The sequence below is a fragment of the Ochrobactrum sp. MYb379 genome (genome assembly GCF_037479515.1).
GTDB lineage: Bacteria > Pseudomonadota > Alphaproteobacteria > Rhizobiales > Rhizobiaceae > Brucella.
Map to the genome: position 1 here is coordinate 308,508 of NZ_JBBGYW010000003.1, position 26,869 is coordinate 335,376.

Here is a 26,869-nt window from a genome sequence, read left to right on the forward strand (position 1 = left end):
TAGTTGGATTTTTTAACTTTCGAAGCGGTCAAAGAGCCCCCGCAAAACGAACCTCATCTTTCGGGGGGCTGCAAAAACAATTAACTAACAAACTCAACAATTGTGCCGTTGGCATCATCGGGAGAGACGATGATACCATTCACAACATCAGTATAAGTTACGTTGCTTTCATCAAGGACTGTGCGCAACTTATCAAGTGACCCAACATGGATGCGCAACCCAGAAAATGCTTGAATTGATGTTTTATCCAACCAAGCCGTACCATATTTGTTTTCTGCATAACTACGATCATAAACGAGCAGTTCTGCAGAGTTTTCTCCCGTCACAACGCGCCATCCGCCATCTATACTTATTGCCTTACCATCAGCATATAATCTTGCAAAGCCTTCGGCGGATTTTGCAGGATCCGCGGAAATTGCGATGATCGCTGCCAGGCCATTGGCACCATTCGCATGCTCAAGCAATTCAGGCACCCAAACGGTGTCACGTGTCTTATGCTGACACATAAAGACCATGCCCTGTGGCACTTCACTGTCAGCAAACGAAACCGTCTCAAACGCTGCAACGCCTTCGCTGCCATTTGGCAATTCCACTGGACGTGAAAATTTGCCAACTTCGCCTGTTTGGATGCCTAAAGCGGCAAGTTCTGACTTCGCCTGCTGTGCATTTTCTATACGGCATGCAATCGCATGCAGTCCTTCGCCCTGCGCGCTCAATTTCTCACGCTGGTGCAGGTTGCCTTCTGTTTCAGCAACAATGCCGAGCAGTTCAAAATAGTCATCCGGGAACATGATTGTGTAATTGCCTGTCCCCTTTTCCTTGCTGTGAAGTCCACGAGGGCTCAACGTGAAACCAAGACGCCGATATTGCTCAGCACTTTTATCCAGATCGTTGACCAGAAGAAAAACGTGATCGACACCTTTAACAGGATGAGACATGCAAAGAGTTCCTTTCGCTTGATCTATTCAGCTATTTGAGTTTCGCTATAGGGATGAGCTATTGGGTGGGAGATAGTGCACGGGGATTTTACAAGTTCAAGCTAACAAAGACAGAATTGTTATTGACCCCAGCTTTTACGCTTCAATTTTTTGAGAAAATTAGGATTATTTTTCGCAGAAAACGCTTTGAAAGCTCTTGATTAGCAATTTCGCCCTATAGAAACGCAGAAAATTGAAACTTATTAACACCCCTTATCCGGTATATTTTACCAATATTGGTATGAATATTAGTTTATCTTGACAATATCGTAGCAAATTCTAGCATGGCAGTGCTTGCATGAAATATTTGCACTTTGAGGCGGCTTTTTGAGTGGTTTCAAGGGCTTGAACAATATTGGGCATTGCGGGAAAAGAGGCTTGAAAGCCCTCCCTCAACGTCCTTCAGGGGAACAGAGAATGCATATCAGAAAAGCCGGCCTTGGCCTGTTTCTCGCCGCTTTTTCACTCGCAACGGCGTCCTCCCACGCCGAAGACGTGAAACGCGGCGGCTCAGTCATTGTACACATGAACACCGAGCAAGGTGTTCTCAATCCTGCATTGCGCGCTTCAACGGGCGTTTACCAGATTACTGGTCGCATCATGGAGCCACTGATCGACCGTACCTATGAAGGCTATGTGCCCGTGCTGGCAACGAGCTGGACTTCGTCGGAAGATGGCAAGGCGATCACGTTCAAGCTACGCGAAAATGTGCGCTGGCATGACGGCCAGCCGTTCACCTGCGATGACGTATCGTTCAGCGCGATGAACCTCTGGAAGAAGCTGCTGAACTATTCAACGACACTTCAGGCAAATTTGGAGTCGGTCGATTGCACAGATCCGCATACGGCGGTTTTCAACTATTCCAAGCCTATGCCGCTGGAGCTTCTGGTTGCAGCGATGCCGGATCTTGGCCATCCAGTGCCGAAGCATCTTTATGAAGGCACCGATATTCTCAAGAACAAGTATAATTCGGCACCAGTTGGCACCGGACCATTCAAGTTCGTTGAATATGAACGTGGTCAGCACATCATTGCCGAGCGTAATGATGACTACTGGCGCGGCAAGGAATACCCATATCTCGACCGCGTGATCTGGCGCTTTATGCCAGACAAGGCCGCTGCTGCGGTGGCACTTGAGTCAGGCGAAATGATGGAAACTGCTTTCAACGGCATTTCCATGTCTGATACCGAACGCCTTCAGAAAGATGGCCGCTTCGATACCGGCACAAAGGGTTTTGAAAACAACGTCGCGCATTCGACCGTTGAGTTCAATCTGCGAAACCCAATCCTCGCCAATCTGAAAGTACGTCAGGCTATCTACCACGCACTTGATATTGATTTTGCGATCAAGAGCATCATGCGTGGCTATGCCAAGCCGGGCCGCGGTCCTATCCCGAGCTCGGGCGGCATCAACTACACGGACGACGTTCAGACATATCCGTATGACGTAGAAAAAGCCAAGCAGTTGCTCGACGAAGCCGGTTATAAGGCTGGTCCAGACGGCATCCGCTTCAAGCTGCGTCACCGCCCTGCGCCATGGGGTGAATATACCCAGCTTTGGGCAGAATATTACGCACAGGCGATGAAAGAAGTCGGCATCGACGTTGAAATCGTAACCAATGACGCACCAGGCTTCCTCAATGGTGTTTATCGCGATCACGACTTTGATACCGCTAGCGGCTGGCACCAGTTCCGCTCCGATCCAGCTGTTTCAACAACAGTCTGGCTGCGTTCGGGCGCCCCGGTCGGCACAGCATGGTCAAACCAGTTCGATTACAAATCGGACGAAATGGACAAGCTGATCGATCAAGCTGCATCAGAACTTGATACAGCCAAGCGCGCTGAGCTCTATCACCAGATTCAGAAGCTTGAAATGCAGGATCTTCCGGTCATCTTCGCAATCGAACATCCGTTCGTCGGCGTGACCAACAAGGCACTGAAGAACCACCACAACACACCACGTTGGGATTCTTCAAGCTGGTACGATCTCTGGATTGATCAATAATTAAGATCAGGCTGTTGCCGGAGCCCCGGCAACAGCTCTCCACGTTCCACAATAAAACTGCTTCAAATATCTTTGCAGGATAGCCCGCAATGTCCTTGCCCCCGATCCTGAGTTTTGCGCTTCGGCGCATCTTACAGGCAATACCCGTCATTCTTCTTATAATGGTCGGCTCGTTCCTCCTGATCAAACTTGCGCCCGGCGACACCGTCGACGCTCTTGTTGGTGATATGGGTGGCGCCGACCCGCAATTCGTTGCCAATTTGCGTGCGGAATATGGCCTCGATCAGCCGGTCTGGGTTCAGCTTTGGCTCTATATCACTAAGCTTGCACAGTTCGATTTTGGCTGGTCCTATGTCTATGAACAGCCTGTGCTGGATGTTCTCCTGAACCGTCTCGTTCCGACGCTGTTGCTGATGTTGTCCTCGCTCACGGTTGCATTTGTTTTCGGTATTGCGCTTGGCGCCTTTGCGGCACGCCGTGCTTACTCGCTGACCGATAATGCTATCTCGACACTTGGCCTCATTTGCTATGCCATGCCGAGCTTCTTTCTTAGCCTGATCCTGATGTTTGTTTTCTCAGTCAAACTGGGTTGGCTGCCGGTGGGCGGCTACAAGACCATTGGCGGGTTTTACTCAGGTTGGAAGAACGTCTGGGACATTGCCGTGCATCTCGTGATGCCGACAACTGCCCTCTCACTAATCTACGTTGCCTTCTATATGCGCCTGATGCGGACAAGCGTTCTGGAAGTTGAAGACCTCGATTATGTGCGTACAGCCCGCGCAAAAGGCGCAAGCGGTGCGCGCCTGATGTTCCATCATATTATGCGCAATGCATTCCTCCCGGTTGTGACGCTGCTTGGACTTCAATTCTCGACCGTGCTTGGCGGCTCGGTGGTCATTGAGACGATTTTCTCACTGCCCGGCCTTGGCCAACTCGCCTACACATCGGTCATCAAGCGCGACCTCAACACTTTGATGGGCATCATCTTTCTGTGCTCGATACTGGTGGTGATCGTGAACTTCATCACTGATCTTATCTATGCGCGGCTTGATTCCAGGATCGAACTGTCATGACAATTCAGGACGTCTCCCTCCCTCGCCCTCAGGCTTCCCGCACTCGCGTCTTGTGGCAACGTTTCAGCCGCAACCGCGCTGCCGTGCTAGGGCTCATTCTCTTCATTGTCGTTGTGCTAATAGCCGTTTTTGCCGACGTTATTGCGCCCGGTGATCCTCTGCGCCGTGCTGGCAATCCTCTGACGTGGCCATTCATCAATGCCGCAACGCCGCTTGGAACTGACCAGCTTGGCCGTGATATTATGGCCGGCATCTTCCATGGCGCGCGTATTTCGTTGCTCATCGGCGTCGTAGCGACGATGATTTCGATAGCCATCGGAATTATCATCGGTGCTTTGGCTGGCTATTATGGTGGCTGGGTTGATGACACGCTGATGCGCATAACCGAAGCATTTCAGACCATTCCAAGCTTTGTGCTGCTGCTGGCATTGGTTGCAATTTTCGGCTCTTCAATTGAAAACATCATCATCTGCATCGGCATTGTTTCATGGACTGCACCGGCACGCATGGTCCGTGCCGAGTTTCTGGCCCTGCGCAAACGCGAATTTGTCGATGCGGCGCGCAATCTCGGTGTTGGCAACCTTTCTATTATCTTTCGTGAAATCCTGCCCAATGCTCTGCCACCAGTCGTCGTCTTCGCATCTGTTGTGATGGCCACATCTATCCTGATGGAAAGTGCTCTCGCTTTCCTCGGACTTGGCGATCCCAACTATGCAAGCTGGGGCAATATGATTGGTCAGGGTCGTGCGGTGCTACGTACCGACTGGTTCTGCTCGGTTATTCCTGGCATCGCTATTCTGCTCACCGTGCTTTCCTTCAGCCTGCTTGGCGAAGGCCTGAACGACGCGCTCAATCCAAGGCAGAAAAAGAAATGACTGCGGCTCCCGTTCTCGAAATCCAGAACCTGCAAATTGCGCTGCCCAAAGGTGCCGACCGTCCTTTTGCTTTGCAAGACCTGACGCTCACCATCAAGCCGGGTGAAATCGTTTGCCTTGTGGGTGAAAGCGGTTCGGGCAAATCGCTTTCGGCTGGCGCTATCATGCGTCTTTTGCCGGAGCCACATGTGCATGTCACCAAAGGTACCATCAGGCTAGAAGGCACTGACCTTTATTCGCTCAGCGAAGCCGAGATGAAAAAGCTGCGCGGCAACCGCATCGGCATGATTTTTCAGGAGCCAATGACTGCGCTTAATCCGCAGAAAACGGTTGGTTGGCAGATCGACGAAGTGCTGCGGTTGCATACCAAGCTCAGCCGCAAAGAACGGCACGCTGCGGTGATCGATATGCTGAACGAGGTCAAGATTCCTGACCCAGAGTCAGCCTATAACGCCTATCCACATCAGATTTCCGGTGGCCAGCGACAGCGCGTCATGATCGCCATGGCGCTGATTTTGAAGCCTCGCCTGATCATCGCCGATGAACCAACAACTGCACTTGATGTCACGACACAGGCGCAAATCCTCAAGCTCATTCGCGACTTGCAACGCGAACACAATACCGGCATTCTTTTCATCACCCATGATTTTGGTGTGGTGGCGGAGATTGCCGATCGCGTGGCGGTCTTGCGGCTTGGAGAACTGGTTGAAGAAGGCCCAGCCAATGAGGTGCTCAACCACCCTCAGCATCCTTACACGAAGGCGCTGATCGCATCGGTTCCGGCACTGACGCCTCCTGCAATCAAAGCATCCGTTGAAGGCCAACCCGTCATTCTCAAAGCTGAGAACCTGCGCAAGACATTCAAAGCGCAAGGCGGACTTTTTAGCGGCAAGCGCAGTGCCGTTCCTGCGGTCAAAGACCTGTCTTTTATACTGCGTCAGGGCGAAACGCTTGGCGTTGTTGGCGAAAGCGGATCAGGAAAGACAACAGTTTCGCGCATTGTGACACGTCTTCTCGAAGCCGATAGCGGCAAGGTTGATGTGAATGGTCGCGACTTTTTAAGCGCGAGCGCACGTGAAGTGCGCTCTATGCGCAAAGACATTCAGATGGTCTTCCAAGACCCTATGGCGTCGCTCAACCCGCGGCGCCGTGTTGTGGACCTGATTGCTCAAGGACCAATTGTCCACGGCATGCCAAAAAAGCAAGCTCATGCCAAAGCGCGTGAACTGCTTGAACTGGTCGAGCTGTCACCCGCTGCAGCGGACCGCTTCCCGCACGAGTTTTCGGGTGGCCAGCGTCAGCGTATCGGCATCGCACGAGCGCTCGCCCTTGAGCCGCGGATTATTGTGGCTGACGAGCCGGTTTCGGCGCTCGACGTTTCGGTGCAGGCACAGGTTCTGCGCCTGCTGGCTGACCTGCGCGAACGGCTCAACCTTTCGCTGCTCTTTGTAACACACGACCTGCGTGTAGCGGCGCAATTGTGCGACCGCATCATCGTCATGTCAAAAGGCGAAATTGCTGAAGCGGGAGAGACGGCAGATGTCTTCGCCAATCCCCAACATGAATACACCCAGCGTCTGCTTGCTTCCATTCCCGGCAAAAACTGGACGCCACCCCGCTTAGACGGCGTAGAATGAAAACGGCTAATAACATGCAAAATATCCAGTTCCCTCCATCCATCTGGGCTGCAACAGCACCATCCCGCATACCCGCCGCGCCATTAAACAGCGACACGGAAGCCGATGTTGCAATCGTCGGCGGCGGTTTCACAGGTCTTTCGGCAGCGCTGCATCTCGCAAAGCGCGGCAAGCGGGTTATCCTGCTTGAAGCCAATGCTGTTGGCTGGGGTGCATCAGGACGCAACAATGGACAAGTCATTCCAACCATGACTGCGGCTGAACCAGATGCCATAGCCAAACGCTATGGCAATGCCGGTGAACGCTTTGCAAAGCTGATTGGCAACAGTGCTGACACGCTGTTCTCTATTGTTCGCGATGAGAAAATCGAAGCAGAAGCCGAACAGACGGGCTGGTTTCAGCCAGCACATTCTCCGGGCCGCGTTAAACTGTCTCAAGCACGCGTCGAAGCATGGAAACGCTTTGGTTTCCCAGCAGAATATCTCGACAGCGCTTCCACCTCAAAGCTCTTGGGCAGTGATTTCTGGTATGGCGGCATGTTCAACCCGACAGGCGGCCATATCAATCCGCTGGCTTTGGCACGTGGCCTTGCAGGTGCTGCAGAGCGTCATGGCGCGATCATTCATGAGCAAAGCCCGGTTACTTCTTTTGAACGTAAGGGCGATCATTGGGAAGTGCGCGTTGGAAACGCAACCGTTCGTGCAAAAGGCTTTCTGCTTGCGACCAATGCCTATACCGGCGAAATAAAGGAAAGCCTTGCCCCACGTCTGGCGCGTACAATCGTGCCGGTGTTGTCATGGCAAATGGCAACAGCACCGCTTAGCGATAATCTGCGCGCGATGATCCTGCCCGGCCGTCAGGCTGTTTCTGATACACGGGGCGATCTTCGCTTTTTCCGTTACGACGCACGTAATCGTCTTATCACCGGCGGCGTAGTTATGGGCAATTACAACGTTGCAGAACGTGTAAAGCAAAAGGCTGCGCACAATCTGGCAGAAGCATTTCCAGCGCTTGGTCAGCCGGAAATGACGCATGTCTGGAGCGGTTACATCGGCATGACATGGGATCGTTTCCCACGTGTTCATCAGCTTGGAACCAATGGTTGGGCATGGATCGGCTGCAATGGTCGTGGCGTTGCGCTCGGCACCGCAATGGGCCGCGAATTTGCGCGCGCTCTTGATGGTGAACCATTGCAAGAACTCGCACTTCCGGTTTCAGAGCCAGCACCGCTGCCATTCCACTCAATTGCTCGAAAGATTGCGCCTTTCTATCTCGCATGGCTACGGCGCAAAGATCTCACGGAGCCGAATTTGTAAGTCAGACTGTCAAACATTCATGCGAAAGGTAGATCCATGAATCAATTGCCAATTCTCGAACGACGCCGCATCGAGGCACTCGTTCTCAAAAATGTTTATGAGGTTCTTCGTGAGCGGTCAGGCGAAGAAGAAGCTCAGGCAGCAATCGGCGAAGCGGTGACACGCTCCGCGATTGATCAGGGTAAGGTGTTTGCGGATGAGCTGGGTCGCACCCCAGACTTGCAGGACTTTGCCGATATTCTGCCGCTCTGGACCAAAGACAATGCACTCGAAATAGAGGTACTTTCGCAGGGCAAAGATCATTTCGATTTCAACGTGAAGCGCTGCCGCTATTCGGAAATGTATCGCGACATGGGGCTTGGTCATATCGGGCACCTGCTCTCGTGTAATCGCGATGGTGATTTCTGCATCGGCTACAACCCCGAAATGAAACTGGAACGCACCCAGACGATCATGAAGGGCGCAAGCCATTGCGACTTCCGTTACAGCCTTGAGGCACAAGAACAAGGAGCCTGAAATGCCGGTTGAAAACTGGACTTCGAACCAGCTTGACGAACTTATCGCCTTCCGCCGTGATCTGCACGAAAACCCGGAACTCCTTTATGATGTCAATCGCACCGCAGAAAAGGTGGCAGAAGCTTTGCGCGCTGCTGGCCTTGATGAAGTCGTAACAGGCATTGGCCGCACAGGCGTTGTTGGCGTCATTCGTGGCCAGACCAACAAATCAGGCCGCGCGATTGCCCTGCGTGCTGATATGGACGCCTTGCCGATCCTTGAAGAAACCGGCGCAGAATGGTCATCCAAAGTGCCGGGAAAGATGCATGCCTGCGGCCATGATGGCCATACGACTATGCTTCTGGGTGCTGCTCGCGAATTGGTAAAAAGCCGGGCTTTCGATGGCACAGTCATCGTTATTTTCCAGCCCGCCGAAGAAGGTGGCGCCGGTGCGAAAGCCATGATCGACGACGGGCTGTTCAAGCGCTGGCCGGTCAACGAAGTTTACGGCATGCACAACCGTCCCAACCTCGAAGTTGGCAATTTCACGATCAATTCCGGCCCTATTATGGGTTCAGTCGATGTGCTGGATATTACAATTGATGGCGTCGGTGGACATGCAGCCTCCCCGCACCATACGATTGATCCAATCCCTGTTACAGCAGCACTCATTCAGGCAATTCAGACTCTAACGGCACGCACGATTGATCCGCTGGATTCCGCCGTAATCTCGATTACCACTATTCATGGTGGCGATGCGTTCAACGTCATTCCGCAGTCGATCAAACTGACCGGAACCGTGCGTACACTGCGCGAAGAAGTCCGCAATCTTGTCGAAGAAAAGCTGACGCGCGCGGTTCAGGGCATTGCTGATGCCTTTGGTGCAAAGGCGACACTCGACTATCAGCGCAATTATCCGGTGACCGTCAATCACGAGCACGAAACAGAATTGGCAGCACTTGCAGCAGAAGCTGTGTCAGGCGCTGAACGCGTAACCCGTGATATGCCAGCAACGCTTGGCGGCGAAGATTTTGCGTTCATGCTCAACGAAGTACCGGGCGCGATGATCAACATCGGCAATGGCCCAAGCGCCAATCTGCATCATCCAAAGTATGACTTCAACGACGATGTGATTGCCTGGGGTTGTTCTTACTGGACGACTTTGGTCAAGCAGAGACTGCCTGTTTAGTTTCCCAACACCATAAAGCCGGGATTTTTCCCGGCTTTATTTTTGTGGCTTAAACACCCAGTCTGAAATGATTGTTTGCATCCCCAATTCTGGAGAGCAAGCTTGTGTCATGGCTGATAGCAACAATGCCTAATTCATATTTTTGGGTAAGGCCCATTAGGAGATGCCATATCTGTGCTTGTGCAATCGGATCAAGCGCTGAGGTTATTTCATCGGCAACCAGAAAATCTGGCTTTGCGCCAAGAGCGCGCAGAATTGAAACTCGCTGTAATTGTCCGCCGGACAGCTCATGCGGATAACGATCGTCCCATTCGGCTTCAACGCCCAACATGCGCGCGGTTTCTGCATCTGTTTCACCGGCTTCAGCAATAATTTTTCTGATCTTCCACCTTGGGTTCATGGCGGATAGTGGCGATTGATACAAATATTGCACCGGCCAGCGCTTCGATGAGGGTAGTTTGGAACCATCGAAGGTAACGTCGCCTTTAGAGGGCCGATTCAGACCTGCAAAAATGCGGCCAAGTGTCGTTTTCCCGCAACCGGACGGTCCTGAAATGCAATAAATTGACGATCTTTTCAGAGACAGCGAAACGCCTTCAAACACGAGGCGCTTGCCAAACTTCGCACTCAGGTTTCTGGCTTCAAGCATAGGCACTGAATTCGTTTTGTGGCAGTGCGCGCCACAGTGATCTTGCGTAATGTGAGCCAAGCGCTTCCCCTGCTCCAGTGAAAGCAGATGTTTGCACCACACAACTAATTTTTCCATCGTTCAATATTGCGATACGATCCGCATAGGAAAGCGCCGGTACAAGATCATGCGTAATAAGCAGCGCCGCTCCGCCCTCATTTGTGTGTTTGCGCAATTTATCCAGAATAATATCCCGATTAGAAGGGTCCAGCCCAGCCGTTGGCTCATCAGCAACAATCAGTTTCGCGCCGCCTGCTGTTGTTTGCGCCATAAGCACACGTCGAGCCATGCCACCTGAAAGTTGGTGAGGGTAGAGTTGGGCAACGTCGCCATCCAGTCCAACATCGTTCAAACGTTTTTCAATGTTGGAAAGCTTTCCGCCGCGTTTTGCCGCCCAGCTGATCAAAGCCCCGACATTTGCCGTTGGGTCCAAATAAGTCGTCTGCTGTGGCAGCAACGCGATCTCTCGGCCTCGCAGCTCACGGCGCTTGTGTTCATCAAGCAGTTTGCCACCGAAGAGAATATCCCCGGTCGCTAAGGCATTGTTTGGTAAGAGCCCCAGAATTGCGTGCGCGAGCAGGCTTTTGCCAGCTCCCGAATGCCCAACCAGTGCAACGATTTCACCTGCTGCGATATTGAGCGTCACATCGGATAATCGCGTCATCAAATTCTGGCGGAACAGACCATTGTAGCGTTGGAAGGAAACAGACAGACCATCGATTTCAAGCATCATATGTGGGCCTCTTTTGGACTGATAAGGCGACGCAATGCATTGGCGAGTAAGTCGAAGCACAGCACCATGATCAACAGTGCAAGACCGGGGAAGACGGCGAGCCACCAGCGGCCGCCAGTGATATGTTGCATGGCTTCTGACAGCATAATCCCGATAGCGGGGCGGGATGGCTCCAGACCAAAGCCTAAGAATGTCAGGCCTGCTTCATGCAAAATCGCATGCGGAAACATCAGCAGAAAGCCAACCAGCATTTGGGGCAGTAGATGCGGCAAGATGTGATTGATTAGGATGAAGCTGCGCGACTTTCCAAAGCTACGCGAAGCTTCAACAAAGGGCGCGACGCGCACCTGAATAAGTTCAGCCCTCAAAATACGCGCAAAACGCGGCCAGTGCGAAATCGCAACAGCGATGATCACGGCACCAGTTCCACCACCCAGAGCAAAGCTGATCAGGATAAGCAGAACCAGATGCGGCATGGCGAGCATGGCATCTGTAACAAAGCTACCAATCGCATCGGCTGCTTTACCAAGGCCTGATAGCAGAACGATAATCAGCGCGATGACAACGGAAAATCCTGCTGCCAGAATACCAACTCGCAGGCTTAGCGTTAACCCATGCAGCGTGCGAGCCAGCATATCGCGCCCCATCTGATCAGTGCCAAACCAATGCGAGAATGAGGGTGATAAATTGCGTATGGAAAAGTCAGAACGAACGCCGACGTTGCCATAGACCCAAGCACCAATTGAAATAGCAGCAATGATAGCCAGAGCAAACATGGCGCTGATCAACGCACGGATGCGCCCGTTAAGAGGGAAAGCCGTCATGCTTGCCCCTTCAATCTTGGATCGACAACCCGATAAAGAATATCGGCAATCATGTTGCCCGTTGAAACAACAATCGTGGTCAACATGGCGACTGCCAGCAGCAAGGCTACATCACCACGGATACCTGCTTCAACGGCAGCTCGCCCCAATCCTGGCCAGGCGAAAACCTGTTCTGCGAGAATGGCTCCACCGAAAATCTCACCAATCGAGGCAAACAACACGGTCAAAGCTGGTAGAGCTGAGTTGCGAATGCCATGGCGCAGAATGATGTCTCCCTGACGCGCGCCCTGTGCACGCGCAAAGGTAATGTAGTCTGATTGTAGTACCTCAATCAGCTTGGCGCGCGAATGCAAAGCAATCTGCGCTACACCAAAAAGCGTCAATGCCGTCAGAGGAAGTATCAGATGCTGAACACGCTCTATGACGGTGACGTCTTCCGAAGGAATGCCAATCGGGCCAGCACAACATATTGGCGTCCAGCCGAGTTTCACTGAGAACAGCGCGAGCATCAGCATTGCCAGCCAGAAAGTTGGCGTGGCAGCAAGAACGTAGCAATAAAGCCGAATGATACGGTCAGGCCAGCGTCCTTCATAAGCCGCTGAAACCATCCCGAGAGAAAAGCCGAGCACCCCGGATAGCAACCACGCCAGGCCTGTGAGCGTCAGCGAAGCACCGATGCGCGTGCTCATCACCTCGGCAACGGACGTATTATACGTAATACTAAAGCCGAGATCACCACTGAGAATATTTCCGGCCCATCGCAAAAACTGCTCATAGACTGGGCGATCCAATCCCCAAATCGCAGCGATCTGCATTTTTTGCTCTGGCCCAACATAGGCCATCGCTGGACCGAGATACGCGTTCACCGGATCAATCGGCGATGCCTTCATCAGCAGGAACACTGCGAAAGCAACGCAGATCACCAGCGCACAAAGACGCAAAATGCGTAAGGAAATCTGAGTGGCGAGGTTTGCCGTCACTCGCAGGTCCACCGCCAGTTGGCAATCGTTGCAGTGACTGGCCAACCATGTCCATGCGGCTCAATCTGCGTTTTTCCGAGATCAAGGCACTTGTTGACGAAATAAACATGGTCGAAATTAACAAGCCATGCCCATGAATTATCACCCTTCAGCCCATAATAATCAGCGGCCTCAGACCAATAAGGCATTGACGCTTCAAGGCTGCCAGCGCCCTGCGCTTTTTCAAAAAGCTCTTCAACCTTCGGGCTGGCGTAGTAGCTCGGGTTCATATATTCGACGCCGCCAAGCTTTTCGGCAAACAGGCTGTAAAGCTGGTAAGGTGAATGGCTGCCGAAACCAAAAACCACGGGTTCGGAATGCATCACCCGTCCGATGGCATCCCAGCTTCCGCCCTGCGGCGTTGCTTCAATACCGAGCGGGCGCAACAGTTCAGCCGATGTTTCGGCCAATGCTTGTCGCGTTGCATCACTCGCCGGATAGTTGATCGGAAAAGCGGCTCTCACTCCGTCTTTTGTGCGGATACCATCTTCTCCAACCATCCAACCAGCATCATCGAGAAGTGCTTTTGCACCATCGAGATTAAACTCGATTTGATCGGCTTTCCCTGCCCATGGCAGTCCATCGGCGGGACCGAATGCAGGTGTGCCATGACCATGGAGGGCAACATCCACGACCAGCTTCCGATCAATACCCATATTGATCGCCTTGCGAATAGCAGGATCTGACGTCACAGCATTACCAACTTTGCGGCCATTGACGTCATGCGGCTTGGTAAAGGGCAGGCTCAGACCGCGATTATCAACGGTTTGTACCGGTATTGCTTGAAAGCCATTTGGAACAGCATCCGCCAACTGTGCCGGAACAGCGACCATATCGACTGCGCCAGCATTTGCTGCAGCCAACCCCGGCGCCTCACCCGTGAAAAGGAACGTGATTTTCTTAAATGGCCCCTTATCACCATAATAAGCGTCGTTGCGCTCGACGATAAGCTGTTCGCCTTCATTCCAGGCTACAAACTTATAGGGGCCGGAACCGACTGGCTTACGCCCATAATCAGGACCATAGGACGCCGCAGGCACAATGCCGAGCGTATAGAATGCTTCGACAAAAGTGATCCACGGTTTGCTAAGCAAAATCTGAACCGTGTCTTTATCGATAGCGTCGGCTTTTTCCATAACGCTCAAATCAATCGCGTTTGCGGATGCTTTGGCTGTATTGAATGTAAAAGCAACATCCTCTGCCGTGACGGGTGTTCCATCAGAAAACTGCACGTCATCGCGCAATTTGATTGTCCAGACCTTTCGGTCGTCAGACAGCGTCCAACTTGTTGCTAAATCAGGTGCAGTCTCAAGGTTCACATCACGGCGCAACAATGTCGATTGGAACAGCGGGTTTCCATAGCCGCCCCATCCCGCGAGGGGATCAAATCCGTTATCCGGCTCACCACCGATCGCCAGAACCAGCGTATCCTTGGGCTGGGCATAGGCTGATGACGCACATGCAAGTGCAACAATGGCTGCAACCGAAACGGATTTGAAATTCATCTCTAACCCCCGGAGTATGATCTTTTTCCAAAAACATCTTACCGCAGTATTTGGGGGAGGCAAACAATATATCGATAAAATAAGAATTTTATTTTGCTTTAAGTGCATGAGAAATTGAAAGAAAAGCCCGCAACGAGTAGATGCGGGCTTTTGCGTTATTCAATGGACGATTTACTTGTCCATGTGCTTTTTCATACCCCAAAGGCTGAAAGCATTTTCTCCGTAGAGATTATCGTCGAGACCCTCGACCTGCACTTCTTCCGGCACGCGCAGATGACCGAAAGCATCAAGGATTTTGAGCAGGATCATCGTGATAATCCAGGCATAAGCCGCGACGATAGCCACAGCCATTGCCTGAATGCCGAGCTGATACGCGCTTGCCGAAACAGCATTAATGCTGGAGCTGGCCGTTACACCGATCAGGATCGCCCCTGTCATGCCGCCAACACCATGCGCGCGCCAGACTTCCAGCGTGTCATCGATTTTGAGCCACTTCTGTACATATTTTGCATTGAAGCAGACCGAAGCGCCGATGGCACCGATAAGCAGTGCGGTCATCGGCTCAACGTAACCGGCAGCAGGCGTGATCGTTGCAAGACCGGTCACTGCGCCAACAAGAACGCCAGAGAACGACGGACGACCGGATTCTTTCCACTCCCAGAACATCCAGACGAGCATGGCGATAGAGCCTGCAAGCATTGTGTTGGTGAAAGCATAAGCGGCCAATGCGTCAGCCGCATAAGCGCCACCCGCGTTAAAGCCGAACCAACCGAACCAGAGCAGACCTGCACCGATTGCAACAAGCGGCAAACTGGCAGGCTGTGATTCTTTTTCACCGGCTGCGAGCTTGCGCTTACCGAGATATTTCGCAGCAGCCAATGCAGAGAAACCGGCAGAAGCGTGAATGACGATACCGCCCGCAAAATCGACAACGCCAAGTTTTGCAAGGAAGCCGCCACCCCAAACCCAATGCGCTGCTGGCAGGTAAACCAGAATGGTCCAGAAGGCTATGAAGAACAGATACGCACCAAACTTAAAGCGCCCGACAAAGGCACCGGTCATCAGCGCAGGCGTGATGATCGCGAACATCATCTGATAAGCAAATACCAGAATGAAAGGAACATTCGCTGCGTATTGCGGATTTGGTTCAATACCCACATGGTACATGCCAAAATAGGTGGTGATGTCACCAATGACACCGCCGATTGACGGGCCGAAGGCAAGGCTGAAACCACCAAAAACCCAGATCAGGCCGATCACACCCATACAGACGAAGTTCTGTATCATGATGGACAGCACATCACGCTGGCGAACAAGACCACCGTAAAAAAGCGCCAAAGCCGGGGTCATCATACAGACCAGCGCCGTACAAATCAGAAGAAAAGCTGTGTCGCCAGCACTTATAGTTTGCATGTTCTTTTTCCTTCAGAACTGAAATTCAGAGCCATCGGTTCCTATTTCAAAAATTACTTATCGCTGACAAGATGCTTGGCGACCGGCTTATGAGGATGCGGTGCGAAAAGTTTCTTCGGTGCGATAAACAGATAAAGTGTAAGCACATAGGGTGCTGTGAATGACGGTAGTCCCATTGGGGCCATGAGCACATCATAGGCACCCTGAATGAACACGGTGACAATGGTTGCAAGCACGGCGTAAACGATGACTTTTCCATCGGTTTTCAGGAAAATCACACCGACTGCAATCGCTGTCAGCACTGGACTAAATCCATAAAGCCCCTGAACAACCGTTGCCGGATCAGCGCGCATGCCAATTGCTGTGATCATGGCGATCAGCGATCCGAGCGCTGCCGCAATGCCCGCCTGTCTTGAAGCGACGAAAATGCCGATCAGGATCAAAGCGCCACTTACCTCATTGCCGAGCAAAAATACTTGCGCAATGTTGCGGAAGAAGATTTGCACCAATTCAATAGTGGCCGGAATGGTCGCAGCACCTGCAATATAGTCGGAGACGAGTTTTGGAGCATCGCCGGTAACATCAAGTGCGCCAAACGAATAAGCACCAGCGACCATCAGCCAGCCGGTCAGCACGAACGGGCCTGTTGACCCGGGTATGCCCCAGCTTTTCGTAAGCGTTGCGCCGAATGTGGCTGTGATGACCGTGCTTAGTGCTGATCCGATAATGATATAAAACCAGAGCTGTGGTGTTGCTGCGATGAAGGTTGGCAGTGCTACGCCAACAAGAATGCCGTTGAAGCCGAAAAGACCTGAATTAACGGATGGCTTATCGCAATCGAGCAGCTGAGCGGTCAGCGTGGCAACGATCAGGCCAATGACCGCGCCAATCGTGGTGGCCCAAATGCCGGTCGCATAAGACGCATAGGCGATTGCTGCAAAAAACATTACGCCGGTAAAGGCGTTTTCCATGAAGAAAACCTGCCCCGCCCCACGAAGGCAGGTGATTGGAAAACTAACTTTCTTCTCTGCCATCTCAGTATCCCCTCTCAACCCATCGAAGCCGCTTTTCGATTTTTAACGCCAGAGAAACTCTTCTGGCAGAGTACGCCCACGGGCTTCTTCACGAACAATTTTCCAGAAATTTCGCACCTCAGCGCGCACGTCATAGCTCTCGATACCTGCGGTACGCAGCATAAGACCGGCATTATTGGGCAGCATGGATACGCCCGAAATTGCGCGTGGCGCATCAGTGCTGAAGTTTACCTCGACGCGCTCCTTGATACGTGCAGCAACATCAGGCGGTGTGACGCAGACAATATTTGCAAAGGCATCAAAGCCGCGCATGACGCCCGCAAAATCTATCGTTGGATTACCTTTTTCGATCAGCACCTTATCCGTAAACAGGCGCTTACCATTTGGCCGCTTCACAGAGACAAACATGGAGAGCAAATCGAAGCCGAAGCGCTCGTCTTCATGATGATGCTTTCGTCCCGTCATCATCATCTCGCCATAGATCAGCGTCGCACTCTCATCAATGACGATTTCCGTCTGGTTGATGAAGCGAGAGTTGCGATAAGGTATTGTGAAATCGGGCAAATATTCGAGATAAGCCCCTGCTTCTACCGTAACCGTCTGATATTGCGAGGCATAATTTGCATCCATCTGGTGAACACGGTTTGCGCCCTGTGATGTCACCTGAGCACAAGCATTTTCACCAACATGAATATCGATCTTGTAGCGATCACCCTGCAAAATGCCGCCGCCAATCGAGATGATGGAGCAAATCGGCAGCTCAGGCATCGCTTCGTCCCAATAAAGCGCCTGCTGAACCAGAAGCGGAGCCACACGATAAAGATCATGCAGCACCGAGCGACCGTTGCGAATAGAAAAGCCCAGACGCAACTCGCCGATTTTTCCGGGTCCGGCAGCACGCATCTGAGCTGGCTCGGTTTGATACGAGTTCAGCTCACGGGCTGCATCAAGTCGGCTTAGTCGCTCGTGAAGGCTCATGAGTTTACCCAGCGGCTTCGGTAGCGAGAACTGGCTTAACGTCAAACAGAGCCATATCGAGAATGAGCTTCATCAGATCATCAATACCTTCACCCGTTTTGCAATTGGTGAAAACAAATGGCTTTTTGCCACGCATCAGCTTGGAATCGCGGTCCATCACTTCAAGGCTCGCGCCAACATAAGGTGCGAGATCCTTTTTGTTGATGACGAGAATATCGGACTGACAAACGCCCGCGCCATTCTTGCGAGGAATCTTGTCGCCAGCAGCCACATCGATCACGTAAATATAGAAATCGGCGAGAGCTGGGCTGAATGTGAGCGTGAGGTTATCGCCGCCCGATTCAATCAGAATAACGTCGCTGTCCGGATACTTTTCTTCCAGCTCTTCGACCGCTGCAATGTTCATCGACGGATCTTCGCGCACTGCCGTATGCGGGCAAGCGCCGGTTTCAACGCCAACAATCTTTTCTTCGATCAGAATGCCGTTGAGTGTGCGACGAACCTGCTTTGCGTCTTCTGTCGTCACAACGTCATTGGTAATGATGAGCGGCTTGATGCCCATTTCAATCAGCCGTGGCGTGATCGTTTCAATAACCGCCGTCTTGCCCGAACCAACAGGTCCACCGATACCAATACGTGTAATTTTCTTCATGGTTTATTCCTATTTCGAAACGTAATCAGTTCATGAATAGACGGACATGCGTTTTCGTGTGATGCGCGACCAAAACATCGAAGATCGGTGCGAAACTGGACATTTCATCTAGCCCCAGACCGTGCACATCCTCATAGTCGCTTTCAACCCGGCTCTGCGTTGCGAATAAAATGCGTTGCGTGTCGAGATGGTCAATGCGCATCAACCGCATAGCAGCGCTCAAGATCATCGATGCAACGCCATATTGATGGACAACAAAAGCTTGCCGTTCATCTGCGCCCATATGTGCCAAAGCCAATGCCTGACCGATTGGAAAACATCCGGGTGTGGTGCCGGATTTGATGTCTTTCAGCCAGCGCTCAAGCGGCGGAAAATCGCTGATCTTGAGAGACAATTCAGCGAATTTCTTACCCATTCGGGCCAGCATAAGCTGTTGCTCTTCGCCCACCCGGCGATCCCAGACTTCATGATCAGCGGCAAGCACAGTTTCATAATCTCCCGCCAGAATGGCGCGATGGGCATGAAGAAATGCAATGCCGTCCATATGAGCGGCCTGTCGAACCACCAGATTGACAAACTGATGCAGGCTTTCCGGGTTTTTTACAACCTCGGTCTGTAGGGCAGATTCAAGCCCGTTTGAAAATGCAAAAGCACCAACCGGCAAGGTTGAATCCGAGAATTGCAGCAGTTTCGCCAAAAGAACCATATCCTGCATAGAACGCGGTTCTTCGTTCTTTATGCCTGACATTGCTTACCTGTGATCGTGCCCGTGATGATGGCCATGCGAATGATCGTGGTCATGACTGTGTTCATGGCTATGATCATGAGAGTGAGAATGGTCACCGTGAGAATGTTCGTGGCCGTGTTTATGGGAGTGATCGTGCGAATGCGCGTGCTCATGCTTGTGAAGATCGTGATGATGATGCGGTGTCGCGTCGGCGCCCGCAAAAAGCATCCGTACTTCTTTGGCATCAAGCTTCGCTGCAACTTCTTCGCCCGGTGCAAAATGCGTCTTTACGCGATCAAACGCATGGGTGCGCATGACAGAGGCCATGACTTTCTGATCAACAGACAGCGGCACATAAACCGTTGTGCCTTTAATCACCGCTGGCCAATGCTGATTGCCCAGACCATGACCCAGCTCAAAGCAAATGCGGAGGATTTCTTGAGGTGCGAGTTCTTCCAGCCCTTCAAGCTCAATGACCATCACTTCCTTGAGCGCTATGCGTGCGACAACGATAATTTTCGCGGCTTCGTCGTAATAAAGAACATCACCATCATGCAGATGCTCGGAACGCGGAAGTGAAATGGCAAGCTCTACGCCACCTTCGCTTTCCTTACGCAAACGGCTTTTTGGAGCTTCCCATTGCTCAAGAGCAAGATAATCAACCTGTGCATGATGCGAACGATCATGCCACACGGAATCCTTGATGTTACCGAGTGTTTTCTCAACGAGAATCATAGTTCCTCCGGAAGCTTATCGCTTCATATCGGCCACTGAAAAGTGCCGCAAAAGCATACACTTTCAGGCATTACATTTTATATTTGAAAGCGGGAGGGATAGCTCCCTCCCGCAGATTTCACATCAGCTAAAGAAGTAAAGCTGTGTCAAAGGAACATTCGTCGCTGGCTCAACGGTAGCGTGCTTGCCGTCCACGGTAACCGCGAATGTTTCCGGGTTCACCTCAATCGTCGGCAACGCATTGTTGCGAACCATTGAACCCTTGCTGATAGCGCGCGTGTTATAAACCGGCATGACCTGTGATTTCAGCTCGTAACGATCCACGATGCCATGCTCAAAACCTGCAGCCGACGTGAATGTCACGCGGGTTTTTGGCAATGCCGACCCAAATGCGCCATACATCGGACGATAGATCACTGGCTGTGGCGTTGGCAGCGATGCATTCGGATCGCCCATCAAGGCCCATGAAATCATACCGCCCTTGATGACCATTTTCGGCTTGGCACCGAAGAATGCTGGCTCCCAGAGCACCAGATCGGCCATTTTGCCGATTTCAATCGAGCCAACCACATGGGACACGCCCTGAGCAATTGCTGGATTGATGGTCACTTTGGACACGAAACGCAGCACACGCTGGTTGTCGTTGCCGGACTTGTCCCCTTCATAAGCACCAAAGCGCGTCTTCATTAGATGTGCGGTCTGGATGGTACGCATCCAGTTTTCACCGACGCGACCCATTGCCTGACTATCGCTCGACAGGATGGAAATTGCACCAATGTCGTGCAGCACGTTTTCAGCCGCAATGGTTTCCGGGCGCACGCGGCTTTCAGCAAAAGCAACGTCGGTCGGAATTTTCGGGCTGAGGTTGTGGCAGATCATAGTCATGTCAAACAATTCGGCCTGCGAATTGATGCCATATGGCAGCGTTGGGTTGGTCGAGCTTGGAATAACATTCGGCTGACCTGCAACGCGGATAATATCCGGTGCGTGACCGCCGCCAGCACCTTCAGTGTGATAGGTGTGGATGGTGCGGCCTTCAAAAGCGGCAATGGTATTTTCAACAAAACCAGCTTCGTTGAGCGTATCGGTGTGGATACAAACCTGTACGTCAAATGCATCAGCAACCGTGAGCGATGTACGGATTGCTTCCGGTGTACTGCCCCAATCTTCATGGATTTTGAGGCCCATGGCACCAGCGCGAAGCTGCTCTTCGATAGTCACAACTGAAGAAGAGTTGCCCTTGCCCAAAACGCCCGCATTGACGGGCCAGCTATCAAATGAACGCAGCATCATTTCGATGTTCCACGTTCCCGGCGTAATCGTCGTGCCGTTGGTGCCGTCCGATGGACCAATACCACCGCCAAAAAGCGTGGTCACGCCATTGCTGAGAGCGGCTTCTGCCTGCTGTGGCGAAATGAAGTGTACGTGCGCATCGATGCCACCAGCCGTCAGGATCAGATGCTCACCGGAGATCGCATCCGTTCCCGGTCCGAGCGGCAGTGTAACGCCTGACATGGTGGACGGGTTGCCTGCTTTACCGATGCCGTAAATCAGGCCGTTTTTAATGCCTACGTCGGCCTTGATGACGCCCTGAATGGCGTCAACGATTGTGACATTGGTAATGACAAGATCCGGTGCACCAGCGGCACTCGTCAGTTCGTTGTCATAGCCCATGCCGTCACGCAGCGTTTTGCCGCCGCCGTAAACCGCTTCTTCGCCATAGATGCGAAGGTCTTTTTCAATCTCGATGTAAAGATCAGTATCGCCCAGACGGATTTTGTCGCCTGTGGTCGGACCGTACAAATCCGAATATTGCTGCCTTGAGATTTTAGCCATTTCACTATCCTGTTCGCTGATGTTGGGGCGGGCAATTACGGCTTATTTTTAAAGCCGTAGCGCGCAACACGCTCCATTGCATCCGTCAGACGTGGGCGGGATTCGTTGTAGCTTTCTTCGCCAACCCAACCATTCACCAGGCCGTTGAACCCGAGAACGCGTTGCTTGCCCTGATAAGGAACAAGAACGACCTGCTTTTCATCGCCCGGCTCAAAACGCAAAGCGGTTGTTGCAGGAATATTCAGGCGCTTGCCAAAAGCTTGCTCGCGATCAAACTCCAGATCGGCGTTCACTTCAAAAAAGTGATAATGCGAGCCAACCTGAATTGGACGGTCGCCTTTATTACGGACTTTCAAAGTTGTTGTTGGATAGCCGGCGTTGATTTCAATATCGCCTTTACCGAGAACCAATCCTCCAACAGGAGTCTTTGCTTTATCTTCAGCCATAACTAAGCCTCCCTGCGGGGGTTACTGGATTGGATCGTGAACGGTAACGAGACGGCTGCCATCAGTGAAAACAGCTTCAACCTGCACGTAAGGGATCATCTCAACGACACCCTCCATCACATCATCTTTGGTGATGGTCTTACGCGCCAATTCCATGACTTGTTCGAGCGTCTTTCCAGCGCGCGCGCCTTCAAGGGCGGCGGCAGCAATCAAAGATACGGTTTCAGGATGATTGAGCTTCAAACCCTGGTCTTTACGACGCTGCGCGACAATCGCCAGCGTATGAATCATGAGCTTGTCAATCTCTCGCGGCGTGAAATGCATACGTAACCTCCGTACAAAGACAATGGGGAGTCGGCATGCAGCAGCCCATAAGATAGCTCCCCTCGATTAAACCACCGTAGTCAAGCTAGCAATCGCATCGTTACGGAGCAATACTTATTTTACAAATAAATAAATAAATTTCTGAGATCAGGATTAATACATCGGCATCTATTTACAGTATTGATATGCTTATCAAGCAAACTTAAATTTTCAGAAATTTTGCAATAAATCTTATCAACTAGAATTTGGTTAAAACAAATATCCAGGAAGCAGCAACGATCATACATAAAAACATCACAATTGCGCCAGTTCTGGCAAACTCCATAAATGATATTTTAATGCCACGCGCACCAGCTTGTTCAACAACGATAATACCAGCGAGGCTGCCAAAGACGATCATATTACTTGAGAAACCTGTCCCCAAAGCCAAAGCAGCACCCAATGCATCGGCATCAGGGCCAGAATGAAGATAAGGCACCAACAGCATGACGGCTGGATTGTTTCCAACCAGATTGCTTAAGACGCCGCCAACAAAAAGCAGTGAAAGCGGATCATTCAAATTAAGACCGGCTTCGCGTAAATGGTTGAGCAAATCCTGCGGAATGCCTGTTCCGGCTATCGCTGCATTTACAATGAAAAGCCCCATGATCAAAAGCAGCAGATCGCCATCGACCTGTTTGAGCATGTCTTTCGATGAAACTTTACGGCTTACAAGCAGGATACCGGCACCAGCCATAGCAACAAGCTCGCGTGGGAAATCACTGAAAACAAAGAACCCAATGACGACAATTGCTACGAGTCCGGTTTTTATTGTCTCTAGAACGTCAATTTCACTCGCCTGCGAGACATCGTCGCCTTTGGTCGAAGGTGCCTTCAGCTCCCAGCGGCCCCGATATGCGAAAACGATAACGCCCCAGACAATCGGCAGAGAAAGCAGTGCGGGAATAACAGCTATTTTCAGGAACCCGTTAAACGACAAACCCAATTGCTGAGCGGTAATCATATTCTGCGGGCTACCGATCAAAGTGGCTGTTGAACCGGTATTAACGGCAAAGCAGAAAGCCAAAAGAAATGGCACAGGATTAAGCCCGCGCGCCAAGCTCACCGAAACCAGCAAGGGCGTCATAGCCACTGCGACCACATCTTTTGTCAGAAACGCTGAGAACGAAGCGCCCATAACAATCATGACGCCGACCAATAGCGGCGGCGATAATGGTAGCTCTGTTACGCGCTTTGCAACCCAGCCATAAAAGCCAGAAACAGAAAATCCGGCTGATACGACCATCAGGCCAAACAACATGCCCAAGGTTTTGTAATCAATCGCGTTCCATGCAGCTTGCGCAGTGATACTGCCTGCCACAAGCATTGCGAGCGAGCCAATGATTGCAGCGCCCGTCCGATCAACCTTAAAACCTGGTAAAGTTCCGCAACCCATCGCAAGATATACAAGCAAGAATATGAGAACGGTCAGATCCATAATTGTCCACTATCAAGTAGCTGGTGACTGCTAAAACAAAACACACATGCATTAAACAGAGCAATCAGTCTAAATCAATGTTTTCAATATGATATTATCGAATTTAGAACTAAAGTCCTGTATGAATTGTTCTATTCAGCGTCAATCGTGATGATGATTGTTCTGGTGGGGAATAATTGAAACATCGCCGTACACGACAGCCCGCTGCGAAATGATGGAGTTTGCAAACTCTTTCACCGCTTTCACCTCGCCGCGAAGCAGGCTAACTTCAAGGCATAATTCATGATCCATATGCACGTGCAGCGAGGCAACAGACATGTGATGATGTTCGTGGTGTGACGTTGTCAATTTTTTTGCAAGATCACGCGCATCATGTTGATAAACATAGCTTAACACTCCAACACATTCGCTGGTTGCGTCAGATGCAATTGCGGTATCTTTGATACTCGCACGGACCAGATCACGCACAGCCTCGGAGCGATTGGCGTATCCTTTCAGAGCAATCAAAGCATCCAACTCTGTCATAAGATCATCATCGACAGTTATGGTAATTCTTTGCATCGGCTCTACACTCCATTGCAGTTAGATTCGGGCTAAACCTATTGTGCAGATAATCATCAAAATAGCGATGCCCCGAACTCAAGTTGCCGCCCCAAGCTTGCATGTCGGCAGGCAATAAGGGATGGATCAATCGACGTGAATTGCATTGGAGGAATGCGTGAGTAAACTTTATCTGGCAGTGGGCTCAGTTAATCGTGAAGCACCCTATTTTCAGGGTGCGCGTGGCAAAGGCCTTTCAATCTATGCATTCGATACCGCCACCGGTGACGCCCAGCGCATTTGCAGCACCTCCTCTGTCGACAATCCAACTTACCTTAGCGTTAATCCTGTCTCCGGCGTAATCTATGCCAATTCTGAAGTGTTTGGGTGGCATGAGGGCGCCGTGAGCGCCTATCGTTTTGATGGTGAAAAAGGCGAACTGGTCTACCTCAACAAGCAAGCCTGTCAGGGTAGTATAACGGCGCACAATACCATCAGCCGTGACGGAAAGTTCGTGCTGGTTGCCAATTATGCAATGGGGAGCGGTGGCCCAGATCAGTCTCTCGTTGCCCTTCCTATCAATGATGACGGCAGTCTCGGTTCTGTAACAGGTTCTGTGCGCCATGAAGGTTCGCTAGGTCCGGACAGCGAACGGCAGGAACGCAGCCATCCTCACTGCATAGTCGAAACTCCAGACGGCGGAATTTTCCTGTCTGCTGACCTTGGGCTTGATGAAGTGATTGCCTATCGCGTCGATGAGCAAGGGCAGTTCGAAAGACAGGCAAGCGTTGCTGTGTCACCCGGTGCCGGACCGCGCCACATCGCGCAGCACCCAAATGGTCGTTTTATCTATGTTGCCAATGAACTGAACTCCACTGTTTCACTCATTCATCGCAATGGCGGCGAAATGCAGCTTGTTCAAAGTTGGGCGACGATACCATCGGGCGTAGAATCCCACGGTGCAGATATTCATATCTCGCCGGATGGTGCACATTTATATTGCTCCAATCGAGGCCATGACAGCATTGCCGCTTTTAGTATTGATCAGCAAAACGGGAATTTGAGCGATCTAGGTTTCGTGCCTACGGGCGGAAAAACACCGCGCAATTTTACGCTGACACCAGACGGCAACTGGCTTCTGGTTGCCAACCAGAACAGCGATTGCATCAATATATTCTCGAGAGATCGTTCATCAGGTAAACTAACCGACACAGGCAAGCGGATAGAAATCGGCACACCTGTCTGCATCCGACCGTTTAATCTATAGACAACTGATGCTCGAAATCGGTTAGCACATCGCAGCCATTTTCTGTGACGTGCAGCATAAATTCGAGCCTCACACCGCCAATGTCAGGGTCAAAGGCGGTCGGTTCGACCATAACCACCATATCCTTTTTAAAGCTCTCGGTTTCATAGCCGACGAGCCTTGGCCATTCATGCACAGATGTGCCGATCGAGTGGCCGGAATGGTGAGCATAGCTGTAACCATGGGCCGCGATATGCGCCTGTAATCTCTGATCGAGTTCGCCGATACCAAGCCCCGGGCGGATAATCTCAATGGCCAAATCAAGCGCCGATTTTGCTGCCTTGAACTGCTTTCCAAAACCTGCGCTTGGCTTTCCAAGCATGGCCGATGCACAACTATCACCCCAATAGCCATTGACGCGCGGTGCTAGATCACAAATCAGCGGATCGCCGGTTTGTATCGTCCGGTTCGTCGGCCAGCCCATAAATGCCGATGTACGCTCTTTGCCGGAGATGAAATCGCCGGTCAGCGGCAAGCGTTCGCCGGCACGGCTTTCCATCGCAAGTCTTATATCGGCAAAGACTTCAAGCTCGGTACGGCCTGCTTTGGTCTTCTCGAGAAATGTCCGCTGCCCGGCTGATGCTGTTAATGCGGCCTCGCGTAGCAACGCAATTTCCGCTAATGTTTTGATCATGCGTTCGCGTTTAAACGCATCGCCAATCGACACGCGCTTGCATGTTTCAATGAGTGGCAGCAGTGATAATGGAAAGCTTGCTTCCTCAATTGCCACTGTTCCACTCACGCCGAGCTTTGCAAATAACTGGCCAGCCGTATCGCAATAATTGGCGAAAATATCGGTCGGGCTTTTATAGGAAAAGCCTTCATAGGTGACGATCAATTCGGCCCAGCTTTGGGTGCCAGCTTCAAGATTGGTGACAACAAGTCCGCACTCACCATTTTTGCCTACCACTGCAATGGCAGGACCACCAGCAAATGGTGATGGTCCCGCTTCAATTGCCACGATATGTCCGGATGCATAGGCAACCCCGTCAGGGCTGGTGAAAATGCCCCAATCCGCACCTGATGCCCTGATGGCGGCAATGGTTTTTGCAAGCCTTTCGTCCAT

At 51.6% G+C, this 26,869-nt stretch carries 26 protein-coding genes; 8 read left to right on the forward strand and 18 right to left on the reverse strand.

Annotated elements, in window-relative coordinates:
• Positions 1-80 precede the first annotated feature (80 nt).
• Positions 81-938 (reverse strand): VOC family protein, encoded by an 858-nt coding sequence (locus WH356_RS08690; RefSeq protein ID WP_339509877.1) that lies wholly within the window; start codon positions 936-938, stop codon positions 81-83.
• A gap of 456 nt (positions 939-1,394) precedes the next feature.
• On the opposite strand from WH356_RS08690, the gene WH356_RS08695 reads away from it, so the two are divergent.
• The 7 genes from WH356_RS08695 (at position 1,395) to WH356_RS08725 (ending at position 9,566) form a co-directional block, all read left to right on the forward strand.
• The gene (locus WH356_RS08695) at positions 1,395-2,981 is read left to right on the forward strand and encodes an ABC transporter substrate-binding protein (RefSeq protein WP_339509879.1); all 1,587 of its coding nucleotides are present in this window, start codon (positions 1,395-1,397) and stop codon (positions 2,979-2,981) included.
• 89 nt (positions 2,982-3,070) lie between these two features.
• Complete coding sequence (locus WH356_RS08700) at positions 3,071-4,054, forward strand: ABC transporter permease (RefSeq protein WP_339509881.1); 984 nt, start codon at positions 3,071-3,073, stop codon at positions 4,052-4,054.
• Positions 4,051-4,929 (forward strand): ABC transporter permease, encoded by an 879-nt coding sequence (locus WH356_RS08705; protein ID WP_339509884.1) that lies wholly within the window; start codon positions 4,051-4,053, stop codon positions 4,927-4,929. The genes WH356_RS08700 and WH356_RS08705 overlap by 4 nt, the downstream gene beginning before the upstream one ends.
• Positions 4,926-6,566 carry an ABC transporter ATP-binding protein gene (locus tag WH356_RS08710; RefSeq protein ID WP_339509887.1) on the forward strand — a complete coding sequence of 547 codons (1,641 nt, stop codon included), beginning with the start codon at positions 4,926-4,928 and terminating at the stop codon, positions 6,564-6,566. Before WH356_RS08705 ends, WH356_RS08710 begins: the two co-directional genes overlap by 4 nt.
• Positions 6,567-6,580: 14 nt before the next feature.
• A complete protein-coding gene (locus WH356_RS08715; protein WP_339509889.1) occupies positions 6,581-7,882 on the forward strand; it encodes an NAD(P)/FAD-dependent oxidoreductase in 1,302 nt (433 codons plus the stop codon).
• A 36-nt stretch (positions 7,883-7,918) separates the two neighbouring features.
• Entirely contained in the window at positions 7,919-8,398 is a 480-nt protein-coding gene (locus WH356_RS08720; protein WP_339509891.1) for an L-2-amino-thiazoline-4-carboxylic acid hydrolase, read from the forward strand.
• A gap of 1 nt (position 8,399) precedes the next feature.
• A complete protein-coding gene (locus WH356_RS08725) occupies positions 8,400-9,566 on the forward strand; it encodes a M20 aminoacylase family protein (RefSeq protein ID WP_339509893.1) in 1,167 nt (388 codons plus the stop codon).
• A gap of 49 nt (positions 9,567-9,615) precedes the next feature.
• Here the strand turns inward: WH356_RS08725 and WH356_RS08730 are convergent, their stop codons facing one another.
• The 16 genes from WH356_RS08730 to nikR form a co-directional block, all read right to left on the reverse strand.
• On the reverse strand, positions 9,616-10,215 hold the full coding sequence (locus tag WH356_RS08730; RefSeq protein ID WP_339509895.1) for an ABC transporter ATP-binding protein: 600 nt from the start codon (positions 10,213-10,215) through the stop codon (positions 9,616-9,618).
• Positions 10,208-10,987 (reverse strand): ATP-binding cassette domain-containing protein, encoded by a 780-nt coding sequence (locus WH356_RS08735; RefSeq protein ID WP_339509897.1) that lies wholly within the window; start codon positions 10,985-10,987, stop codon positions 10,208-10,210. Before WH356_RS08735 ends, WH356_RS08730 begins: the two co-directional genes overlap by 8 nt.
• The gene (locus WH356_RS08740; RefSeq protein ID WP_339509899.1) at positions 10,984-11,811 is read right to left on the reverse strand and encodes an ABC transporter permease; all 828 of its coding nucleotides are present in this window, start codon (positions 11,809-11,811) and stop codon (positions 10,984-10,986) included. The genes WH356_RS08735 and WH356_RS08740 overlap by 4 nt, the downstream gene beginning before the upstream one ends.
• On the reverse strand, positions 11,808-12,791 hold the full coding sequence (locus WH356_RS08745) for an ABC transporter permease (RefSeq protein ID WP_339509902.1): 984 nt from the start codon (positions 12,789-12,791) through the stop codon (positions 11,808-11,810). The genes WH356_RS08740 and WH356_RS08745 overlap by 4 nt, the downstream gene beginning before the upstream one ends.
• Positions 12,788-14,335: an ABC transporter substrate-binding protein gene (locus tag WH356_RS08750; RefSeq protein ID WP_339509905.1), complete on the reverse strand. Its 1,548-nt coding sequence runs from the start codon at positions 14,333-14,335 to the stop codon at positions 12,788-12,790. The genes WH356_RS08745 and WH356_RS08750 overlap by 4 nt, the downstream gene beginning before the upstream one ends.
• A 171-nt stretch (positions 14,336-14,506) precedes the next feature.
• Complete coding sequence (locus tag WH356_RS08755; protein WP_339509907.1) at positions 14,507-15,748, reverse strand: ammonium transporter; 1,242 nt, start codon at positions 15,746-15,748, stop codon at positions 14,507-14,509.
• A gap of 53 nt (positions 15,749-15,801) precedes the next feature.
• A complete protein-coding gene (yut, locus tag WH356_RS08760) occupies positions 15,802-16,782 on the reverse strand; it encodes an urea transporter (RefSeq protein WP_339509909.1) in 981 nt (326 codons plus the stop codon).
• Positions 16,783-16,824: 42 nt separating this feature from the next.
• A complete protein-coding gene (locus WH356_RS08765; RefSeq protein ID WP_339509911.1) occupies positions 16,825-17,760 on the reverse strand; it encodes an urease accessory protein UreD in 936 nt (311 codons plus the stop codon).
• A gap of 4 nt (positions 17,761-17,764) precedes the next feature.
• Positions 17,765-18,412 carry an urease accessory protein UreG gene (gene ureG / locus WH356_RS08770; protein ID WP_250042530.1) on the reverse strand — a complete coding sequence of 216 codons (648 nt, stop codon included), beginning with the start codon at positions 18,410-18,412 and terminating at the stop codon, positions 17,765-17,767.
• Positions 18,413-18,437: 25 nt separating this feature from the next.
• Positions 18,438-19,160: an urease accessory protein UreF gene (locus WH356_RS08775; RefSeq protein ID WP_339509917.1), complete on the reverse strand. Its 723-nt coding sequence runs from the start codon at positions 19,158-19,160 to the stop codon at positions 18,438-18,440.
• 3 nt (positions 19,161-19,163) lie between these two features.
• On the reverse strand, positions 19,164-19,874 hold the full coding sequence (ureE, locus tag WH356_RS08780; protein ID WP_339509920.1) for an urease accessory protein UreE: 711 nt from the start codon (positions 19,872-19,874) through the stop codon (positions 19,164-19,166).
• Positions 19,875-19,997: 123 nt separating this feature from the next.
• On the reverse strand, positions 19,998-21,710 hold the full coding sequence (locus WH356_RS08785) for an urease subunit alpha (protein WP_339509921.1): 1,713 nt from the start codon (positions 21,708-21,710) through the stop codon (positions 19,998-20,000).
• Positions 21,711-21,745: 35 nt separating this feature from the next.
• Positions 21,746-22,156, reverse strand: coding sequence for an urease subunit beta (locus WH356_RS08790; protein WP_339509922.1), 411 nt, complete (start codon positions 22,154-22,156; stop codon positions 21,746-21,748).
• Between the two features lie 21 nt (positions 22,157-22,177).
• Positions 22,178-22,480, reverse strand: coding sequence for an urease subunit gamma (locus WH356_RS08795; protein WP_339509923.1), 303 nt, complete (start codon positions 22,478-22,480; stop codon positions 22,178-22,180).
• A gap of 238 nt (positions 22,481-22,718) precedes the next feature.
• Positions 22,719-23,957 carry an ArsB/NhaD family transporter gene (locus tag WH356_RS08800; RefSeq protein ID WP_339509924.1) on the reverse strand — a complete coding sequence of 413 codons (1,239 nt, stop codon included), beginning with the start codon at positions 23,955-23,957 and terminating at the stop codon, positions 22,719-22,721.
• Between the two features lie 141 nt (positions 23,958-24,098).
• Positions 24,099-24,518, reverse strand: a complete 420-nt coding sequence (nikR, locus tag WH356_RS08805; protein WP_339509926.1) for a nickel-responsive transcriptional regulator NikR — start codon at positions 24,516-24,518, stop codon at positions 24,099-24,101.
• A gap of 157 nt (positions 24,519-24,675) precedes the next feature.
• Between nikR and WH356_RS08810 the strand changes: the two genes are divergently transcribed.
• Positions 24,676-25,764 (forward strand): lactonase family protein, encoded by a 1,089-nt coding sequence (locus WH356_RS08810; protein ID WP_339509927.1) that lies wholly within the window; start codon positions 24,676-24,678, stop codon positions 25,762-25,764.
• On the opposite strand, the gene WH356_RS08815 is transcribed toward WH356_RS08810, so the two are convergent.
• Complete coding sequence (locus WH356_RS08815; RefSeq protein WP_339509928.1) at positions 25,754-26,869, reverse strand: M24 family metallopeptidase; 1,116 nt, start codon at positions 26,867-26,869, stop codon at positions 25,754-25,756. The genes WH356_RS08810 and WH356_RS08815 overlap by 11 nt on opposite strands.

Coding starts and splice junctions, on each gene's coding strand:
- WH356_RS08690 (WP_339509877.1), bottom strand. CDS start 938: ATGTCTCATCCTGTTAAAGGTGTCGATCACGTTTTTCTTCTGGTCAAC.
- WH356_RS08695 (WP_339509879.1), top strand. CDS start 1,395: ATGCATATCAGAAAAGCCGGCCTTGGCCTGTTTCTCGCCGCTTTTTCA.
- WH356_RS08700 (WP_339509881.1), top strand. CDS start 3,071: ATGTCCTTGCCCCCGATCCTGAGTTTTGCGCTTCGGCGCATCTTACAG.
- WH356_RS08705 (WP_339509884.1), top strand. CDS start 4,051: ATGACAATTCAGGACGTCTCCCTCCCTCGCCCTCAGGCTTCCCGCACT.
- WH356_RS08710 (WP_339509887.1), top strand. CDS start 4,926: ATGACTGCGGCTCCCGTTCTCGAAATCCAGAACCTGCAAATTGCGCTG.
- WH356_RS08715 (WP_339509889.1), top strand. CDS start 6,581: ATGCAAAATATCCAGTTCCCTCCATCCATCTGGGCTGCAACAGCACCA.
- WH356_RS08720 (WP_339509891.1), top strand. CDS start 7,919: ATGAATCAATTGCCAATTCTCGAACGACGCCGCATCGAGGCACTCGTT.
- WH356_RS08725 (WP_339509893.1), top strand. CDS start 8,400: ATGCCGGTTGAAAACTGGACTTCGAACCAGCTTGACGAACTTATCGCC.
- WH356_RS08730 (WP_339509895.1), bottom strand. CDS start 10,215: ATGCTTGAAGCCAGAAACCTGAGTGCGAAGTTTGGCAAGCGCCTCGTG.
- WH356_RS08735 (WP_339509897.1), bottom strand. CDS start 10,987: ATGATGCTTGAAATCGATGGTCTGTCTGTTTCCTTCCAACGCTACAAT.
- WH356_RS08740 (WP_339509899.1), bottom strand. CDS start 11,811: ATGACGGCTTTCCCTCTTAACGGGCGCATCCGTGCGTTGATCAGCGCC.
- WH356_RS08750 (WP_339509905.1), bottom strand. CDS start 14,335: ATGAATTTCAAATCCGTTTCGGTTGCAGCCATTGTTGCACTTGCATGT.
- WH356_RS08755 (WP_339509907.1), bottom strand. CDS start 15,748: ATGCAAACTATAAGTGCTGGCGACACAGCTTTTCTTCTGATTTGTACG.
- yut (WP_339509909.1), bottom strand. CDS start 16,782: ATGGCAGAGAAGAAAGTTAGTTTTCCAATCACCTGCCTTCGTGGGGCG.
- WH356_RS08765 (WP_339509911.1), bottom strand. CDS start 17,760: ATGAGCCTTCACGAGCGACTAAGCCGACTTGATGCAGCCCGTGAGCTG.
- ureG (WP_250042530.1), bottom strand. CDS start 18,412: ATGAAGAAAATTACACGTATTGGTATCGGTGGACCTGTTGGTTCGGGC.
- WH356_RS08775 (WP_339509917.1), bottom strand. CDS start 19,160: ATGTCAGGCATAAAGAACGAAGAACCGCGTTCTATGCAGGATATGGTT.
- ureE (WP_339509920.1), bottom strand. CDS start 19,874: ATGATTCTCGTTGAGAAAACACTCGGTAACATCAAGGATTCCGTGTGG.
- WH356_RS08785 (WP_339509921.1), bottom strand. CDS start 21,710: ATGGCTAAAATCTCAAGGCAGCAATATTCGGATTTGTACGGTCCGACC.
- WH356_RS08790 (WP_339509922.1), bottom strand. CDS start 22,156: ATGGCTGAAGATAAAGCAAAGACTCCTGTTGGAGGATTGGTTCTCGGT.
- WH356_RS08795 (WP_339509923.1), bottom strand. CDS start 22,480: ATGCATTTCACGCCGCGAGAGATTGACAAGCTCATGATTCATACGCTG.
- WH356_RS08800 (WP_339509924.1), bottom strand. CDS start 23,957: ATGGATCTGACCGTTCTCATATTCTTGCTTGTATATCTTGCGATGGGT.
- nikR (WP_339509926.1), bottom strand. CDS start 24,518: ATGCAAAGAATTACCATAACTGTCGATGATGATCTTATGACAGAGTTG.
- WH356_RS08815 (WP_339509928.1), bottom strand. CDS start 26,869: ATGGACGAAAGGCTTGCAAAAACCATTGCCGCCATCAGGGCATCAGGT.